This window comes from Cellulomonas sp. P4_B5_2, from assembly GCF_056402235.1.
Window position 1 is genome coordinate 1 of the sequence record NZ_JBFUHU010000266.1, and the last position, 16,012, is coordinate 16,012.

13 protein-coding genes, 2 tRNA genes and 2 pseudogenes are annotated in these 16,012 nt (G+C 73.7%); 14 read left to right on the forward strand and 3 right to left on the reverse strand.

All coding sequences use genetic code 11. From position 1 onward, the window contains the following. Nucleotides 1-43: 43 nt before the first annotated feature. From mtrA to secA, 8 genes and pseudogenes are all read left to right on the forward strand, one after another. Nucleotides 44-727, forward strand: coding sequence for an MtrAB system response regulator MtrA (mtrA, locus tag AC1DUQ_RS16980; protein WP_055912929.1), 684 nt, complete (start codon nucleotides 44-46; stop codon nucleotides 725-727). A gap of 19 nt (nucleotides 728-746) precedes the next feature. Beyond that, nucleotides 747-2,471 (forward strand): MtrAB system histidine kinase MtrB, encoded by a 1,725-nt coding sequence (gene mtrB / locus AC1DUQ_RS16985; protein WP_477063058.1) that lies wholly within the window; start codon nucleotides 747-749, stop codon nucleotides 2,469-2,471. Further along, a complete protein-coding gene (locus AC1DUQ_RS16990; protein ID WP_477074191.1) occupies nucleotides 2,468-4,126 on the forward strand; it encodes an LpqB family beta-propeller domain-containing protein in 1,659 nt (552 codons plus the stop codon). The genes mtrB and AC1DUQ_RS16990 overlap by 4 nt, the downstream gene beginning before the upstream one ends. Nucleotides 4,127-4,197: 71 nt before the next feature. Beyond that, nucleotides 4,198-4,935: a ComF family protein gene (locus AC1DUQ_RS16995; protein WP_477063036.1), complete on the forward strand. Its 738-nt coding sequence runs from the start codon at nucleotides 4,198-4,200 to the stop codon at nucleotides 4,933-4,935. A 270-nt stretch (nucleotides 4,936-5,205) separates the two neighbouring features. Beyond that, nucleotides 5,206-5,646: pseudogene (locus AC1DUQ_RS17000) on the forward strand (sigma 54 modulation/S30EA ribosomal C-terminal domain-containing protein); the annotation flags it as partial. Nucleotides 5,647-5,699: 53 nt separating this feature from the next. Then, complete coding sequence (locus tag AC1DUQ_RS17005; RefSeq protein ID WP_477074192.1) at nucleotides 5,700-6,980, forward strand: winged helix-turn-helix domain-containing protein; 1,281 nt, start codon at nucleotides 5,700-5,702, stop codon at nucleotides 6,978-6,980. After that, nucleotides 6,977-7,999, forward strand: coding sequence for an EamA family transporter (locus AC1DUQ_RS17010; protein WP_477063033.1), 1,023 nt, complete (start codon nucleotides 6,977-6,979; stop codon nucleotides 7,997-7,999). The genes AC1DUQ_RS17005 and AC1DUQ_RS17010 overlap by 4 nt, the downstream gene beginning before the upstream one ends. Continuing rightward, nucleotides 7,962-10,778, forward strand: coding sequence for a preprotein translocase subunit SecA (secA, locus tag AC1DUQ_RS17015; RefSeq protein ID WP_477063032.1), 2,817 nt, complete (start codon nucleotides 7,962-7,964; stop codon nucleotides 10,776-10,778). Before AC1DUQ_RS17010 ends, secA begins: the two co-directional genes overlap by 38 nt. 24 nt (nucleotides 10,779-10,802) lie before the next feature. On the opposite strand, the pseudogene AC1DUQ_RS17020 reads toward secA, so the two are convergent. Further along, nucleotides 10,803-11,345: pseudogene (locus AC1DUQ_RS17020) on the reverse strand (Rv3235 family protein); the annotation flags it as partial. Then, on the reverse strand, nucleotides 11,342-12,139 hold the full coding sequence (locus tag AC1DUQ_RS17025; protein WP_477063030.1) for a LysM peptidoglycan-binding domain-containing protein: 798 nt from the start codon (nucleotides 12,137-12,139) through the stop codon (nucleotides 11,342-11,344). The gene AC1DUQ_RS17025 and the pseudogene AC1DUQ_RS17020, both read right to left, overlap by 4 nt. A gap of 175 nt (nucleotides 12,140-12,314) precedes the next feature. Here AC1DUQ_RS17025 and AC1DUQ_RS17030 point away from each other — a divergent pair, with 175 nt between their 5' ends. Further along, nucleotides 12,315-12,842 carry a hypothetical protein gene (locus tag AC1DUQ_RS17030; protein WP_477074193.1) on the forward strand — a complete coding sequence of 176 codons (528 nt, stop codon included), beginning with the start codon at nucleotides 12,315-12,317 and terminating at the stop codon, nucleotides 12,840-12,842. Between the two features lie 5 nt (nucleotides 12,843-12,847). Here AC1DUQ_RS17030 and AC1DUQ_RS17035 read toward each other — a convergent pair whose 3' ends face one another. Continuing rightward, on the reverse strand, nucleotides 12,848-13,081 hold the full coding sequence (locus tag AC1DUQ_RS17035) for a helix-turn-helix domain-containing protein (RefSeq protein WP_477063028.1): 234 nt from the start codon (nucleotides 13,079-13,081) through the stop codon (nucleotides 12,848-12,850). Between the two features lie 116 nt (nucleotides 13,082-13,197). Here AC1DUQ_RS17035 and AC1DUQ_RS17040 point away from each other — a divergent pair, with 116 nt between their 5' ends. The 5 genes from AC1DUQ_RS17040 to AC1DUQ_RS17060 all read left to right on the forward strand — a co-directional run bounded on the left by AC1DUQ_RS17040 (nucleotide 13,198) and on the right by AC1DUQ_RS17060 (nucleotide 15,998). Further along, a complete protein-coding gene (locus AC1DUQ_RS17040) occupies nucleotides 13,198-13,860 on the forward strand; it encodes a hypothetical protein (protein WP_477063027.1) in 663 nt (220 codons plus the stop codon). A 1-nt stretch (nucleotide 13,861) separates the two neighbouring features. After that, the gene (locus AC1DUQ_RS17045; protein ID WP_477063026.1) at nucleotides 13,862-15,127 is read left to right on the forward strand and encodes a CpaE/TadZ family protein; all 1,266 of its coding nucleotides are present in this window, start codon (nucleotides 13,862-13,864) and stop codon (nucleotides 15,125-15,127) included. Nucleotides 15,128-15,163: 36 nt separating this feature from the next. Next, nucleotides 15,164-15,619, forward strand: coding sequence for a DUF6912 family protein (locus tag AC1DUQ_RS17050; RefSeq protein WP_477063025.1), 456 nt, complete (start codon nucleotides 15,164-15,166; stop codon nucleotides 15,617-15,619). A 148-nt stretch (nucleotides 15,620-15,767) separates the two neighbouring features. Continuing rightward, a tRNA-Gln gene (locus AC1DUQ_RS17055) sits at nucleotides 15,768-15,839 on the forward strand. An 86-nt stretch (nucleotides 15,840-15,925) separates the two neighbouring features. Continuing rightward, nucleotides 15,926-15,998: transfer RNA gene (locus AC1DUQ_RS17060), tRNA-Glu, on the forward strand. Nucleotides 15,999-16,012 lie beyond the last annotated feature (14 nt).

The following is a 16,012-nucleotide window of genomic DNA, read 5'->3' on the forward strand; positions in this document are numbered from 1 at the left end:
CAGGTGGCCCGGGTACGGGCCCCCGCGGTGCGACAATGCCGCCATGAAGGGACGAGTGCTCGTGGTCGACGACGACACCGCGCTGGCCGAGATGATCGGCATCGTGCTGCGGTCCGAGGGTTTCGACCCGGTGTTCTGCGAGGACGGTGACGAGGCGATCGGGGTCTTCCGCGCCACGCAGCCGGACCTCGTCCTGCTCGACCTGATGCTGCCCGGCAAGGACGGCAACGAGGTCTGCCGGCAGATCCGCGCCGAGTCGGGCGTGCCCATCGTCATGCTCACGGCCAAGAGCGACACGGTCGACGTGGTCCTCGGCCTGGAGTCCGGCGCCGACGACTACATCTCCAAGCCGTTCAAGCCCAAGGAGCTCGTCGCGCGGGTCCGTGCCCGGCTCCGGCGCAGCGACGAGCCCGCGCCCGAGCACCTCACCATCGGCGACGTGACCATCGACGTGCCCGGTCACCGCGTCGCGCGGGCGGGCCGGCCGGTCTCGCTCACCCCGCTCGAGTTCGACCTGCTGGTGGCGCTCGCCCGCAAGCCGTGGCAGGTGTTCACCCGCGAGGTCCTGCTGGAGAAGGTGTGGGGCTACCGGCACGCCGCCGACACCCGTCTGGTGAACGTCCACGTGCAGCGCCTGCGCTCCAAGATCGAGAACGACCCCGAGCAGCCCGAGATCGTCGTCACCGTCCGCGGCGTCGGCTACAAGGCGGGCGTGGCCTCGACGTGAGGTCGTCCGGAGCATCCCGATCGTGCGCGTGAGCGGCGCCTGGCGGCTGCTCCGGGCACGGTCGCGGCGGCGCGCCCGAAGCTGGACTCGTGCGTGGCGGTCGTCCCTGCAGATCCGGGTCATCACGTCGACGCTGGCCATCGGACTGGTGGCCCTCACCCTTGTCGGTGCGTATGTCAGCTCCCGGATGGCCGAGGGGCTGTTCCAGGCCCGGCTCGACCAGGTGCTGCAGGACAGTGCGCGGTCCGCGCAGCAGGCACAGGCGACGCTCGACTTCTCGACGGCGACCGCACGCACGGACGTGCAGCGCCTGCTCGGGGACGTGTCCCAGGCCCAACGCACYGGCGGCTCGGACGGACGCGAGGTCTTCCTGCTGCGCGCACCCGGTCAGGAGGGCAGCAGCCTGGACATCTCGGGTGCGACGACGAAGCCGTCGCTCATCCCGCTGGTCAGCCCCGAGCTCCGGCTGGCGACCGCGGGCGGTGGTCAGCAGTGGCAGTCGGTCGCGATCCCGCGCGAGACCGGGGGAGTGTCGCCCGGGGTGCTCGTCGGGCAGGACGTGACCGTGCCGGTCGTCGGCACGTATCAGCTCTTCTTCCTGTACAGCCTCCAGTCGGAGCAGGACCGGCTCGACTTCCTGCAGCGCACCCTCGGCCTCGCGGCGGTCGCCCTCGTGGTGCTGCTGGGCAGCATGACCTGGCTGGTCACCCGGCAGACGGTCCAGCCCGTGCGCCGGGCGGCCCAGGTCGCCGAGCGGCTGGCCGACGGGCACCTGTCCGAGCGGATGCCCGAGAAGGGGGAGGACGAGATGGCCACGCTCGCCCGCTCCTTCAACGAGATGGCCGACAGCCTCCAGGACCAGATCCACCGTATGGAGGAGCTGTCGACGCTCCAGCGCCGGTTCGTCTCGGACGTGTCGCACGAGCTGCGCACCCCGCTGACGACGATCCGGATGGCGGGCGAGGTCATCCACGCCTCGCGCGAGGACTTCGACCCGGCCGCCAAGCGCTCGGCGGAGCTCCTGCAGACCCAGCTCGACCGGTTCGAGGACCTGCTGGCCGACCTGCTGGAGATCAGCCGGTTCGACGCCGGCGCCGCGGTGCTCGACGCCGAGGGTCGCGACGTTCGCGACGTCGTGATCACGGCCGTCGACCACGCGGCACCGCTCGCCGACCGGCGGGGCGCGTGGTTGCACGTCGTCGTGCCCGAGGAGCGCAGCGTCGCGGACATCGACCCGCGCCGCGTCGAGCGCATCCTGCGCAACCTGCTGGTCAACGCCGTCGAGCACGCGGAGGGGAGCACGGTCGAGGTGACCGTCGGCGCCGACGCGCACGCCGTGGCGATCACGGTGCGCGACCGCGGGGTGGGCATGACGCCCGACGAGGCCGCGCACGTGTTCGACCGGTTCTGGCGGGCGGACCCCGCGCGCGCCCGGACGACGGGTGGTACCGGCCTGGGGCTCGCGATCTCCCTGGAGGACGCCCACCTGCACGGCGGCTGGCTCGAGGCGTGGGGTCGGCCCGGCCGCGGGGCGAGCTTCCGGCTGACGCTGCCGCGCCGCGCGGGCATCCGGCTCACCGACTCACCGCTGCCCCTGGCGCCGGACGAGTCGCCGGTCACCGGGGCGCTGCGCATTCCCGTGCTGCGCCCGAACACCGACCCTGCGGCGCTCCCGGACATGGGCTCCGACGACCACGACACCCAGGAGTACGCGGACGACGCCGACCGGCAGGAGGTCCGATGACCGCGCGCCCGTTCCACCGCGCCGCGCTCGCCGTCGTGACCGTCGTCGTCCTGGCAGYGTGCTCCGCGATCCCGACGTCCGGACCCGTGAGCGAGGGGGACGCCGAGGTCACGGAGCCCTCCGAGATCGCCGTGCTGGCCGAGGGGCCGCAGCCGGGCGACACCCCGACCGAGATCGTCGACGGGTTCCTGGCGGCGGGCGCCGCGGGGTTCACGGACGACTTCGTGACGGCCCGGGAGTATCTCGCGGGGGAGGCGAAGGCCACCTGGAAGCCGTCGGCCGGGGTCGTCGTGTCGGGGCCGGTCGAGCCCGCCCCGACGACGACGGACACCGAGGTGACGATCGACGTCCCCGTCCTCGCCCGCGTCGACGAGGACGGGGTCTACGTCGAGGCGCCACCGGACGCGCGGGAGTCGGTGACGTTCGGGATGGTGCAGGACGACGCCGACCAGTGGCGCATCGCGGCGACGCCGCCCGGCCTGATCCTCCAGCAGGAGGACTTCAGCCGGAGCTATCGGCCGGCCTCGTTGTACTTCCTCTCGCCGGACGAGAAGTTCCTCGTCCCCGAGTCGCGCTGGTTCCCGCAGAAGGGCCTGGGCACGTCGATCGTCAGCGAGCTGCTGGCCGGTCCGTCGCCCTGGCTGCAGGACGCGGTCGTCACGGCGGTGCCCGACGGCGTCGAGCTCAACCCCGAGTCGGTGCCGGTGGACGACGAGGGCGTCGCCCAGGTCACGCTGGAGCCCGCGTTGGCCGTGACCCGCGCCGACCGTGACCTCCTGCTCGCGCAGATCGACGCCAGCCTGCGGCCCGTRCCCGGCATCGGCTCCGTCCAGGTGTTCGCCGGCGACGTGCCGCTGGAGGGTGCTGCGACGTTGCAGCGCGGGTCCGGCCCGCCGAGCAACGTCGAGTTCCTCCAGGACGACCGCATCGTGGCGCTCGTGGACGGCGAGCCCGAGCCGGTGCCCGGCCTCGGCGCCCTCGACTCGCTCGACCCGCGCAGCCCGGCGAGCAACGAGGACGGGTCGGTGCGGGTGATGCTCTCCGGGCCGAGCACGCTGAGCACGGTGCCGACCGCGGACCTGCCCGCGCAGGACCTCCTGACCGGGACGGCTCTCGTGGCCCCCTCCGTCGACAGGTTCGGCTGGGCCTGGACGGCACAGCCAGCGAGCGGCCTGGTCGCTGCGCGCTCGGACGCCGCCCCGGTGAGTGTGAGCGCGGACTGGCTGGAAGGACGTGCGGTCCGTGCGGTCCGCGTGGCCCGCGACGGGGTCCGGGTCGCGGTCGTCTCGGCCGGGGCGGACGGGGTCCAGCTCGACGTCGCGGCGATCACCCGCGACGAGTCGGGGGGGCCGCAGCAGCTGGGGGCACCGGTCCGCGCGGGCGCCGCGCTCGTCGACGCGTCCTCCGTGGTCTGGGCCGAGGAGTCGACGCTCGCGGTCATCGGACGGTCGACGGGGAACCCTGCCGTGCACCTGGTTCCCGTCGCAGGCCCGACCAGGCCCCTGCCTGCGGTGGCCGAGCTCGCCGGCCTCGCGGGGAGCTCCTCCGTCATCTACGTGACCACGACCGCCGGTGAGCTGCGTCGGTTCGTCGGCTCCACCTGGGCGCAGGTCATCGGTCTGACCGGCGCGGCCGACCCGTCGTTCCCCGGCTGACCGGCCGCCCACAGCCCACCGCCGTCCACCGGCTCCACTCCTGTGCGCCCGCCGGCGAGCAGGCTGCACCGATGACGTTCGCCCGAGAGCTGCTCGGCCTCCTGCTGCCCGTCGAGTGCGCCGGCTGCGGGGCCGACGACGTCGCCTGGTGCCCGACCTGCGCGCAGCGCTTCGCGGGACGTCCGTGGCGGTGCGAGGACCGCGCGCCGCGTCTCGACCGGATGGACGGGCACGGTGCGCTGCCGGTGTGGACGCTCGCCGACTGCACCGGCGACGTCCGCCGCGCGATCATCGCGTGGAAGGACCGCGGGCGGCTCGATCTGACACGCCCGTTCGCGCGGGCGCTCACGTTCGCGGCCGCTGCGCTCCCGCCGCGCCTCGGCGCTGCCCCGCTGCTCGTGGTCGCGGCCCCGTCGACAGGAGCGGCGCGACGCCGCAGGGGAGGGAACCTCGTCGACACGCTCGCAGCCGCGGTCGCCGACGGCCTCGTCCTGGCCGGGCATCCCGCGCTGCCGGCGCCGGTGCTCGTCCGGTCCCGGGGTCACGACCAGGTCGGCCTCGGCGCTCGCGCGCGCACCCGCAACCTCGTCGGCCACGTGCAGGTGCCGGACCGGCACGCGCCGCGCGTGGAGGGCAGGCCCGTTCTCCTCGTGGACGACGTGCTCACCACGGGCGCCACGGTCGCGGTGTGCCGGTCGGCGCTCGAGCGCCGTGGCGCGCACGTGGTCGGGGCGATCACGCTGGCGTCGACCCCGGGCCCGTCGCGTCCGACGCGGCTCCCGCCCGGCCGGATCCTGTCCACAGGGTGAACCGTGGGCGGGGCGAGTGGGTTCGGGGGCACGTGCGGGGTTAGCGTGGGGGCCTGAGCCGTTGGCACCGCACGGACCGACCCCTCGCTGGGTCGCCCGGGCAGGCCGCGGGAGGAGGTGACGCCGCCCGACTGCCCCTGGGGCAGCCCATTGCACTGTCACCCGGGCGGGTTGGGGGGGGGGGGGGGGGGGGGGGGGGGGGGGGGGGGGGGGGGGGGGGGGGGGGGGGGGGGGGGGGGGGGGGGGGGGGGGGGGGGGGGGGGGGGGGGGGGGGCCGTGATCCGTGCAGAGGCGTGCGCCGACGACAGGTACGCGGCCCTGGACCTGGCTCTCGGGAAGCTTCTCGAGAGGCTGAGGCGGACCCGCGACCGGCGCAAGGACCACCGCAACCACACTCCGATCGCCCCCGTGGACGTCCGCCCGCCCGAGCCCGAGCTGGAGCCGTCCGCTCCCGTCGATCCCGACGCCGCGGTCGAGACGACCCTCGGTGACTCGCCGGTGGTCATCCGCGAGAAGGTCCACCAGGCCCAGCCGATGACGGTCGACGACGCGCTCTACGAGATGGAGCTCGTCGGCCACGACTTCTTCCTGTTCATCGACGCCGAGACCGCCCAGCCGTCCGTCGCCTACCGCAGGCGTGGGTGGAGCTACGGCGTGATCAAGCTCGACGCCGCCGTCGTCGGGACGCCGCTGGCCGCCGTCTCCGGCTGATCGCCCCCGACGACGCCCGACCCGGTCTCTGCGACGGGTCGGGCGATGTCCACGTGATCTCCCCGGGCGCCCCCGAACGACTCACCCTCTCTCAGGCACGGCGCATCGCGCTGCGTGCCCAGGGCCTGGACCGGCCCCGCCCGGCACGCGGTGCAGCGCCGACCATGCGCCAGTTCCAGCAGGTCGTCGACCGCCTGGGCGTGCTGCAGATCGACTCGGTCAACGTGCTGGCCCGCGCGCACCTCATGCCGGCGTTCTCGCGGATCGGCGCGTACGACCCGGCGCTGCTCGACCGTGCGTCGGGCCAGGCCCCGCGCCGACTGGTCGAGACGTGGGCCCACATGGCCTCCTTCGTCCCACCGGAGACGTACCGGCTGCTCGGCTGGCGGCAGCGCGCCTACCAGCGGGAGGCCTGGGGAGCGATCTCCGAGGTGCCGCTGAAGCACTCGCCGGTGGTGCACGAGGTCCGGGCGATCATCGCCGAGCGCGGCCCCGTGACCGCCCGGCAGGTGCAGGAGGACTTCGAGGCCGAGCACCCCACCACCCGGGAGGAGTGGGGGTGGAACTGGACGGTGGCCAAGCGCGTCCTGGAGTTCCTGTTCTTCACCGGTGAGGTGACGTCTGCAGGGCGCAACGCGGCTTTCGAGCGTCGGTACGACCTCACGTCGCGGGTGCTGCCACCCGAGACTCTCGCCGCACCCGAGCCGTCCGACGAGGACGCGATCCGCGCCCTGGTGGAGATCTCGGCCCGGGCGCACGGGATCGGCACGCTGCGCTGCCTCGCGGACTACTTCCGCATAAAGCAGGACCGGGTCGCGCCGGCGGTCGCGGAGCTCGTCGAGCACGGTGTCCTGCACGAGGTCACGGTCGACGGCTGGAACCAGGGCCCCGTCTGGCGGCACCGCGACGCCGACCTGCCTCGGCGGGCCTCGGGCGCGGCGCTCCYGAACCCGTTCGACCCGCTCGTGTTCGAGCGCCGCCGCGTCGAGGCCCTGTTCGGCCTGCGGTACAGGATCGAGATCTACGTCCCCGAGCCGCAGCGGGTCTGGGGCTACTACGTGCTGCCGTTCCTGCTCGGTGAGTCGCTGTCGGCCCTCGTCGACCTCAAGGCCGACCGGCAGGCGGGCGTGCTGCGCGTGCACGCGGCGCACCGCAGCGCCGGACCGGGCACACCCGTGGCGTCGCACACCGCCGACCTGGTCGAGCCGCTCGCCGCGGAGCTGCACCAGCTGGCGGGCTGGCTCGGGCTGGGCGAGATCGTGGTGGGCGACCGCGGCGGGCTCCTGCGCGGCGACCTCGCGGCGGACCTGGCGCACGCCGTGCGCGCCCCATGACGCACGAGACCCGACCTCGCGACTTCGCCCTGGTCGCCCTCGGCGGGGTGCTCTGGGGAACCGGCGGGCTCGCCGGTGCCGCGCTCGCCGACGCCGCCGGTCTGCCCCCGTTGACCGTCGCCGCCTACCGCCTGCTCGGCGGCGGGGGAGTGCTGATGCTCGCGCTCGCGGCCACGGGGGCGCTGCGCGGTCTGGCCCGGACGAGACCTGTCGTCGTCCTCGTCGTCGAGACCGCCCTGCTCGCCGCCGTCTACCAGGCGGCCTACTTCGCCGCCGTCGAGCGTGCCGGCGTCGCGGTCGCCACGCTGGTCGCGCTCGGCGCCGCGCCGCTGCTCGTCGCGGTGGGGACCGCGGTGTCGTCGCGCCGGCTTCCGTCCCCGCGCACGCTCGTCGCGCTCGCCCTCGCCCTGGTGGGTCTGGTGCTCCTGGTGGGCCCGTCCGACGCGGCCGGTCCGGGCACCGCAGCCGGCGCGCTGCTCGCCCTGGTCGCCGCGGCGGCGTTCGCCACGATGACCGGGCTGAACCGCCGCAGCGTGCCCGGACTGGGCCCGCTGCCCCTCACGGCGACCGCGTTCACGCTCGGCGGAATCGTGCTCCTCCCGTTCGCGGCGGTGGCCGGTCCGGGCCTCTCGACCCCCACCGACCCATGGGGCTGGGCGCTGCTCGTCTACCTGGCCGTCGTGCCCACCGCAGCCGCCTACAGCGCCTACTTCACGGGGTTGCGGCACGTCCCGGCCACGACGGCCGCATTGCTGGCGCTGCTCGAACCGCTCACGGCCACCGTGGGCGCGGTGGTGCTGCGCGACGAGCGGCTCGGGGTCACCGGTGTGGTGGGTGCCGTGCTGCTGGCGGTTGCGGTGGTCGTTCTTCGCCCACGCCGCGCAGGCTCGCCTACGATGGACGCGCCCGGCCGTGCGGCCGGCACCTCAGCCGCTCCGACGCCGCGCGCGCCCGGAGCGCGAAACACGTCGGGAGTAGTGCGTGCCAGCGATCCTCGAGAAGGTCCTGCGCCTCGGTGAAGGCCGGATCGTCAAGAAGCTGTCGGGCATCGCCCAGCAGGTCAACGCCCTGGAGGACAGCTTCGTCGCGCTGTCCGACGCCGAGCTGCGCGAGGAGACGGACCGCTTCCGCGCCCGGCTCGCGGAGGGCGAGACGCTCGACGACCTGCTCGCGGAGGCGTTCGCGACGGTCCGCGAGGCCGCCCGGCGCACCCTGGGTCAGCGGCACTTCGACGTGCAGCTCATGGGTGGCGCCGCACTGCACCTGGGCAACATCGCGGAGATGAAGACCGGTGAGGGCAAGACCCTCGTCGCCACCGCACCCGCGTACCTGAACGCCCTGTCCGGCGACGGCGTCCACGTCGTCACGGTCAACGACTACCTGGCCAGCTACCAGTCCGACCTCATGGGTCGCGTCTTCCGCTTCCTCGGGCTGACCAGCGGGGTCATCCTGTCCAGCCAGGACCCGGCCGAGCGGCGCAAGCAGTACGCGTGCGACATCACCTACGGCACCAACAACGAGTTCGGCTTCGACTACCTGCGCGACAACATGGCGTGGAGCACGGACGAGCTCGTCCAGCGCGGCCACAACTTCGCGATCGTCGACGAGGTCGACTCGATCCTCATCGACGAGGCGCGGACCCCGCTGATCATCTCCGGTCCCGCGTCCGGCGACGCCAACCGCTGGTACGCCGAGTTCGCCAAGGTGGTCCGGCGCCTGCAGGCCGAGCGCGACTACGAGGTCGACGAGAAGAAGCGCACGGTTGGCGTGCTGGAGCCCGGCATCGAGCGGGTCGAGGACTACCTCGGCATCGAGAACCTGTACGAGTCGCTGAACACCCCGCTGATCGGCTTCCTCAACAACGCGATCAAGGCGCAGGAGCTGTTCAAGCGGGACAAGGACTACATCGTGACGAACGGCGAGGTGCTCATCGTCGACGAGCACACCGGCCGCGTCCTGCCGGGCCGCCGCTACAACGAGGGCATGCACCAGGCGATCGAGGCGAAGGAGGGCGTGGCCATCAAGGCCGAGAACCAGACCCTCGCCACGATCACGCTCCAGAACTACTTCCGCCTGTACGGCAAGCTCGCGGGGATGACCGGCACGGCCGAGACCGAGGCCGCCGAGTTCCAGGGCACGTACAAGCTCGGTGTCGTCCCGATCCCGACCAACCGCGACATGCAGCGCCTCGACCAGCGCGACTACGTCTACAAGAGCGAGGACGGCAAGTACGACGCCGTGGTCGCGGACATCGTCGAGCGGCACGCGCAGGGCCAGCCGGTGCTCGTGGGCACCACCAGCGTGGAGAAGAGCGAGCTGCTCTCCGCCAAGCTGAAGAAGCAGGGCGTCCCGCACGAGGTCCTCAACGCGAAGCAGCACGCGCGCGAGGCCTCGATCGTCGCGCAGGCCGGCCGCAAGGGCGCTGTCACGGTCGCCACCAACATGGCCGGCCGTGGCACCGACATCATGCTCGGCGGCAACGCCGAGTTCATGGCGGTCGAGGACCTCGCGGCGCGTGGCCTGGACCCGGCGGAGAACGCCGAGGAGTACGAGGCTGCATGGCCTCTGGCCCTCGAGAAGGCCAAGGAGTCGGTGGCGGCCGAGCACGACGAGGTCGTCGAGCTGGGCGGCCTGTACGTCCTGGGCACGGAGCGGCACGAGTCGCGCCGCATCGACAACCAGCTGCGCGGTCGTTCCGGTCGCCAGGGTGACCCGGGCGAGTCGCGCTTCTACCTGTCCATGCAGGACGACCTGATGCGCCTGTTCAACTCCTCGCTCGCGGAGTCGATGATGACGCGCGCCGGGTTCCCCGAGGACATGCCGCTCGAGTCGAAGATCGTCACGCGCGGCATCCAGTCGGCGCAGTCGCAGGTCGAGGCGCGCAACTTCGAGATCCGCAAGAACGTCCTGAAGTACGACGACGTCATGTCCCGCCAGCGCGTCGTCATCTACGAGCAGCGCCGCCGCGTGCTGGAGGGCGAGGACCTGCACGAGCAGGTCCGGCACTTCCGCTCCGACGTGCTCACCGCCTACATCACCGGCGCCACGACCGAGGGCCGCCCGGAGGCGTGGGACCTCGACGCGCTGTGGACCGCGCTCAAGGCCGTGTACCCGGTCTCGATCACGCCGGACGAGGTCGTCGAGCAGGCCGGCGGTGCCACCCGGCTGTCCGCCGAGCTGATCGAGCGCGAGATCCTCTCGGACGCCGAGCACGCGTACGCGGAGCGCGAGGAGCAGATCGGCTCCGAGAACATGCGGCAGCTGGAGCGACGGGTCACCCTGTCCGTCCTCGACCGCAAGTGGCGTGAGCACCTCTACGAGATGGACTACCTCAAGGAGGGCATCGGGCTGCGGGCGATGGCCCAGCGCGACCCGTTGGTCGAGTACCAGCGCGAGGGCTTCCAGCTGTTCAACGCGATGACCGACGCCATCAAGGAGGAGACGGTCGGGTACCTGTACAACCTGGAGGTCCAGGTGGCGGCTCCCGACGCTCCGGCCGTGACGGCCGACTCCGCAGTCGCCGCCGCTGCCAGTGCGGGGGCGCAGGCGGCTGCGGCTCGCTCGGTGTCCGACGGTCCGACACCCGGCAAGCTCGTGGCGAAGGGGATCGACGGACCGGAGCAGCGGACACCGCTGCAGTACACGGCTCCGTCGGTCGACGGTGACGGAGGCGTGATCACCCGCGGGGACGCCGGCGGCAAGAACTCCGGCGCCCGCCCCGTGGCCGCCTCGGCGGAGGACGGCGCGTCGAACCGCGAGGCACGTCGCAAGGCCGCCAAGCAGCAGCGCAAGCGCTGACACGACGGAAGCCCGCCCCGTGACGGCCCGCACGCGCGCGCCGTGGTCGGCCACCACCGTCGCCTCCATCGCGTGAGGCCCGACCCGGCACGACCGGGCGCGGCGGATCGTCGGCGGGCGGACCACCCGGTCGGTGCCGAGCACCCGCTGCGTCAGACCGGCCCGGACCTGGAGCGTCTCGTAGACACCCGGCGTGAGCCAGCGCGCGAGCTGAGCCACCGACCGCCTGCCGGTCAGGACCTCCAGGGAGGCGAGCGCGATCGCGCGGGCGACGACCGCCGGGTCGCCCTCGGGGGCGGGCCCGGGGTCGTCGTCGGCCTCGGCGACGAAGGAGCGGTCGCTCGCCCGCAGGACTGCGATGCGGGCGGTCGCCGTCAGGGGCACGGTATGTGCCCGGCCCGGCGCCTCCTCGACGAGCGGAGCGGCCGGGGCGGGGACGAGTCGTGCCCGGGGATGCCAGGTGCGCGGGTCGGCGGGACCGGGGAGGGGTTCCAGGGTGGCGTCGCGCACCCGGGCGAACGCGTCCTCAGCGGCGGTCCCGTCGCGCGTCAGGACGAGCGCGCTCATCGGGCCACCTCGTCGACCGACGCGGGAGCGGTGAGCACCTGGCCCGGTTGGATCAGGTCGGGATCCGCGCCGATCACCGCCGCGTTGGCGTCGTACCACCGTGGCCACGACGCGGCGATCTCCGCGTCGGTCGCGCCGGGCGGCAGGTGACGTGCGGCGATCGCCCAGAGGCTGTCCCCGGCGACGACCACGACCGCCTCGGGCGTGGGAGCTGCGACGGTCGTGGTGACCGCCACGGCGACCTCCCTCACGGGAGCCGGCGCGGGTTCCTCTGGCGCCGCGGCGGGCTCGGTCGGGACGCCTGACGGAACCGTCACCACCCACCCGAGGTCAGGGGGCACGGTGGGATCCGTCGTCACCGAGATCGTCGGGCTCGTCGGCACAGGCGCCGGAGCCGCGGCCGTGGCCCCGGATGCCATCCCGAGGCCGATCCCTGCCCCGACAGCCAGCACGAGAGCCTTGCGGACCACCTGCGGCGCGAACCGGTGCACGAGGCGCTCACCCGTCCGCCAGGTCGCCCCGGCCGCCCGGGCCAGCAGGCACAGCGTCGCTACCAGCGCGGAGCACGCGAGCCACGTGGCGACGAGCAGCCCGAGGGCGGTCACCCCGACCTCCACGGCGGCATCCACACGCCACGGACCGGTCTGGCCGGCGAGCAGCGCGCGCATCCGCAGAGCGAGCGACAGGCAGAGCGCACCCGCTGCCAGCGCTCCGACGAGCAGAGCGCCGATGGTCATGGCGGCCCCGCCGCGGCCAGCCCGGCCGTCGTCCCGTGCTGTGACGTCGATCGCCATGTTCGCCCCTGATCTAGTCGTTTGATGTTGTTTGATGTCGCTTGAGTGCCATAGATGTACCTGAATGTCCGATCTGATGTCCAGCGGCTTCCGCGATGCGGGATCAGCTCCGTGGCGGCCGAGTCGGGGCGCCGGCCGGGACGGCGGCGGAGCACCGACCCCCTACGGTGCTCAGATGCGGTGGGAAGCGCTCTTCGCGGACATGGAGGCCCAGCTGGCGGCCGGCCGGCTGGCGGACGTGTGCGCGGACGTCGCGGAGCTGGCGCGCGCCGAGCGGGCCTCGGTGACGCTGGCTGCCCGGGCACGCGCGTCGGTCGGTCTCCCGGTGCGGGTGCTGGTCTCGGGCGGTGACACGGTCACGGGGGAGCTGGTCGATGCGRCGCCCGAGTGGCTGCTGCTGGCCATGCCGGCTTCCGGCCGAGCGCTGGTGCCGACGGCGGCGGTGGCGGGCGTCGGCGGGCTCGTGGGGCACGCGGCCCCGCCGCCGGGCGCGGTCGAGTCACGGCTCGGGCTCGCTCACGCCCTGCGGGCGTTGGCGCGCGACCGTGCGGTGGTCCGGGTCGACGTCGGTGCGACCGAGCTGGTCGGCCGTGTGGATCGCGTCGGTGCCGACCACCTGGATCTCAGCGACGTCGGTGACGCGACCGGGCGTGCGTCGTGGGCCGTGGCGTTCGCAGGGGTGCGGGTCGTGCGGTCGCGCTGACGGCCTCAGTCGGACGAGGGGCCTTCGACCGTGCTCCCGTCGCTGGAGATCCGGGCGCGGGTCTGCTCGTACATGCGCTGGATGTATTTCTCCAGCTCGGTGGACTCCACGCGCCACTGCAGCCGGCCGCCGATCTGGATGGCGGGCAGCTCCCCGGAGCGGACGAGTGCGTAGGCCTGCGGCGCCGAGATGTTCAGCACCTCGGTGACGTCCGCGAGGGTCAGGAACCGCGAAGGCATGACCGCAGTGTGGCACGCGCTGGCGCCCGGACCGGTTTGTCCACAATGCTCCGTTCGCACCGCCCGCAAGACGGCAGGATGGCCGTCCGAGGCGGCGCGACGAACCAGGAGAGCCGATGGACACCAGCGTGATCGACCTGCCCGCGCCCGTCGCGGCGCGGCTGCGACGCCCCGGCTGGCGGGACCCTCGGTTGCTGGCGGGGGTCGCCATGGTGGCGGCGTCGGTGCTGCTGGGGTCGTGGGCGGTCCGCACGGCGCAGGCGACGGTGTCGGTCTACATGACGCGTGCCGCCCTGGTGCCGGGCGACCGGGTGTCCGCGGACGACCTCGCGGTCGTCGACGTGCGGTTGGGCACCGTGAACCTCGACCACTACCTGCGTGCCGACCAGGCGATCGAACGTGACGTCGTCGCCATGCGGGCGGTCGGACGGGGCGAGCTGGTCCCCGCGTCGGCCGTCGGCTCGGCCGCGGACCTCGATCTGCGGCCGGTCTCGGTGACTCTCGAACGCGCCCCGTCGCAGGACGTGGTGCCGGGCGCGTTGGTCGACCTCTGGTTCACACCTCCCGCCCCGGACGACGACACCGCGCCGGACCAGCCCCGCGAGCTGGCCGGCGGCCTCACGGTCGCCGAGGTCACCACGCCGTCGGGCGCGTTCCGCGCGTCCGGGGGGAGCGCGGTCCAGGTGCTGGTCCCGAGCGCGCTGCTCCCCGTGGTGCTCACCGCGCTCGCGGCCGAGGGCACCGTCGACGTCGTGCCGGTCCTCGGCTCGGGGGGCTGACGTGGGCGTCGGGGTGCTGTGCGCCGTGCGGGGCGCGGCGGAGGCGATCATCGTCCAGGCGGTCGAGCAGACCGGCGGGCGCCTGAGCGTGACGCGCCGGTGCGCGGACCTGACGGAGCTGCTCGCGGCGGCGGAGGCGGGTCTCGGTCGGCTGGCTGTGGTGTCGGGCGACCTCGACCTGCTCGACCGGGAGGCCATCGAGCTGCTGCACCGGGCGGGTGTGCGCGTGGTGGGCATCGGTGACGCGACGCGCCCGTGGCTGGGGGAGCGGCTCGTGGCCCTGGGCGCGGACCTCGTCGCGACCGCGCCGCACGACGAGGCCTCGGCGAGCGAGGTGGTCCGTGACGCCCTGGTCGTCCTCGGTGCCGCGCCCGACAACGCGCACGATCCGTCGTGGCCCGACGAGGAGACGATCCGAAGGCCGGCGCGCGGGCTCGTCGCTGCGGTGTGGGGGCCGACGGGGGCGCCGGGACGGACCACGGTCGCCGTGAACGTGGCCGCCGAGCTGGCCGCCGCCGGACGCCGCACGCTGCTGGTGGACGGCGACACCTACGGCGGCTGCGTCGCGCAGGTGGTCGGCATGCTGGACGAGGCGCCAGGTCTCGCCGCGGCCGCACGCGCAGCGGGGCAGGGGGCCCTCGACCTGATGACGCTGGCCCGGATCACCCCGACGATCGCCCCGGAGCTGCGGGTGCTGTCGGGGATCTCCCGGGCGGACCGCTGGCCGGAGCTGCCGTCGTCGTCGCTCGATGCGGTCTGGACGGTCGCCCGGGGGCTCGCGGAGTGGACGGTGATCGACTGCGGGTTCTGCCTCGAGCAGGACGAGGTGCTCAGCTATGACACCCGCGCCCCGCGGCGGAACGCCGCCACGATCAGCGCGCTCGAGGCGGCGGACGTGGTGCTCGTGGTCGGCGCGGGGGACCCGGTGGGGATCCAGCGTCTGGTCCGTGGCCTGGGGGAGCTCACGGACCTGGGCCTGGGCAGCACGCGGCTGGTGCTGGTGAACCGCGTGCGCGTGTCGGTGGCCGGCCCGCAGCCCGGCGACGCCGTCGGACAGGCCCTCGCGCGGTACGCGGGAGTCCCGGACGCGTTCCTGGTGCCGGACGACGGACCGGCGCTGGACACCGCGCTCCTCGAGGCGCAGACGCTCCGCGAGGCCGCGCCCGGATCCCCGGCCCGGCGCGCGCTCGCCGGCGTCGCCGCCCATCTGGACTCGCTCCTGGTCGGCGCCTCGTCGGCGGAGCCTGCGGTCGCCGTGCGCGCCTGACGCTCGCGGGGCGCCCGTGGGCGGCACACTGGCCGGGTGCGCATCTACCTCCCGGCCTCGCTCGACCAGCTCGATCCCACGGCGGGACCGCTCGCGGCCCGTCGTGCCCACGCGGTGACGCCGGCCCTGCGGTCGATGTTCCCCGACGAGGACGACGAAGGGCTCGAGTACGCGGCGCAGCTGGCGGCCGCGGACGACTCGCTCGAGCTCCTGGGCGGGACACCGGGCGCGCCGCAGCTGCGGCTGGTGGTCTCGGTCGACGTGCCCGACGGCGCGGTCCTCGCGGTGGCCGACGGCGACGACGTGCCGAGCGCGGTCGATCTCACACGCGAGGTGCCGCAGTCCGACGTGATCTGCGTGCACGTCGACGAACCGGGTGCCGCGCCCGACGTCGTGCTGGCCGCGGCTGGTGACGAGGCCGCCGTCGACCGCCTCGACGAGCGCGACCTCCTCTGGTACGACGCGACGGAGCTGGCGTCGATCCCGCGCTGAGGCCGGCATCGGTGGGCTTCGTCACGTCGGGGGGTGCCAGTTGGACCCGGCCCCGGCGCTCGGGTAGTGTTCACCGCCGGTACGACGTCCGGAAGCGCGTTGGTCTGCCCCGCCAGGCAACCCTCGAGCTCCGGGCGTTATACCCCCATGGGGTATGGTGTAATTGGCAGCACGACTGATTCTGGTTCAGTTAGTCTAGGTTCGAGTCCTGGTACCCCAGCGCGAGCACCGCTGGTCCGAACCTCTTCGGAGGATCGGGTAGAGTGTTCACTCGCAAGCGAGGCCCTCGGGTTTCGCAGCGTATAGGCCCCCGTTGTGTAGCGGCCTAGCACGCCGCCCTCTCACGGCGGTAGCGCCGGTTCGAATCCGGTCGGGGGTACATCGAGAAGGGCC

What these genes read in the sequence shown, in the direction of transcription:
- mtrA (WP_055912929.1), top strand. Translation starts at nt 44, where the DNA reads ATGAAGGGACGAGTGCTCGTGGTCGACGACGACACCGCGCTGGCCGAG.
- AC1DUQ_RS16995 (WP_477063036.1), top strand. Translation starts at nt 4,198, where the DNA reads ATGACGTTCGCCCGAGAGCTGCTCGGCCTCCTGCTGCCCGTCGAGTGC.
- AC1DUQ_RS17010 (WP_477063033.1), top strand. Translation starts at nt 6,977, where the DNA reads ATGACGCACGAGACCCGACCTCGCGACTTCGCCCTGGTCGCCCTCGGC.
- AC1DUQ_RS17025 (WP_477063030.1), bottom strand. Translation starts at nt 12,139, where the DNA reads ATGGCGATCGACGTCACAGCACGGGACGACGGCCGGGCTGGCCGCGGC.
- AC1DUQ_RS17035 (WP_477063028.1), bottom strand. Translation starts at nt 13,081, where the DNA reads ATGCCTTCGCGGTTCCTGACCCTCGCGGACGTCACCGAGGTGCTGAAC.
- AC1DUQ_RS17040 (WP_477063027.1), top strand. Translation starts at nt 13,198, where the DNA reads ATGGACACCAGCGTGATCGACCTGCCCGCGCCCGTCGCGGCGCGGCTG.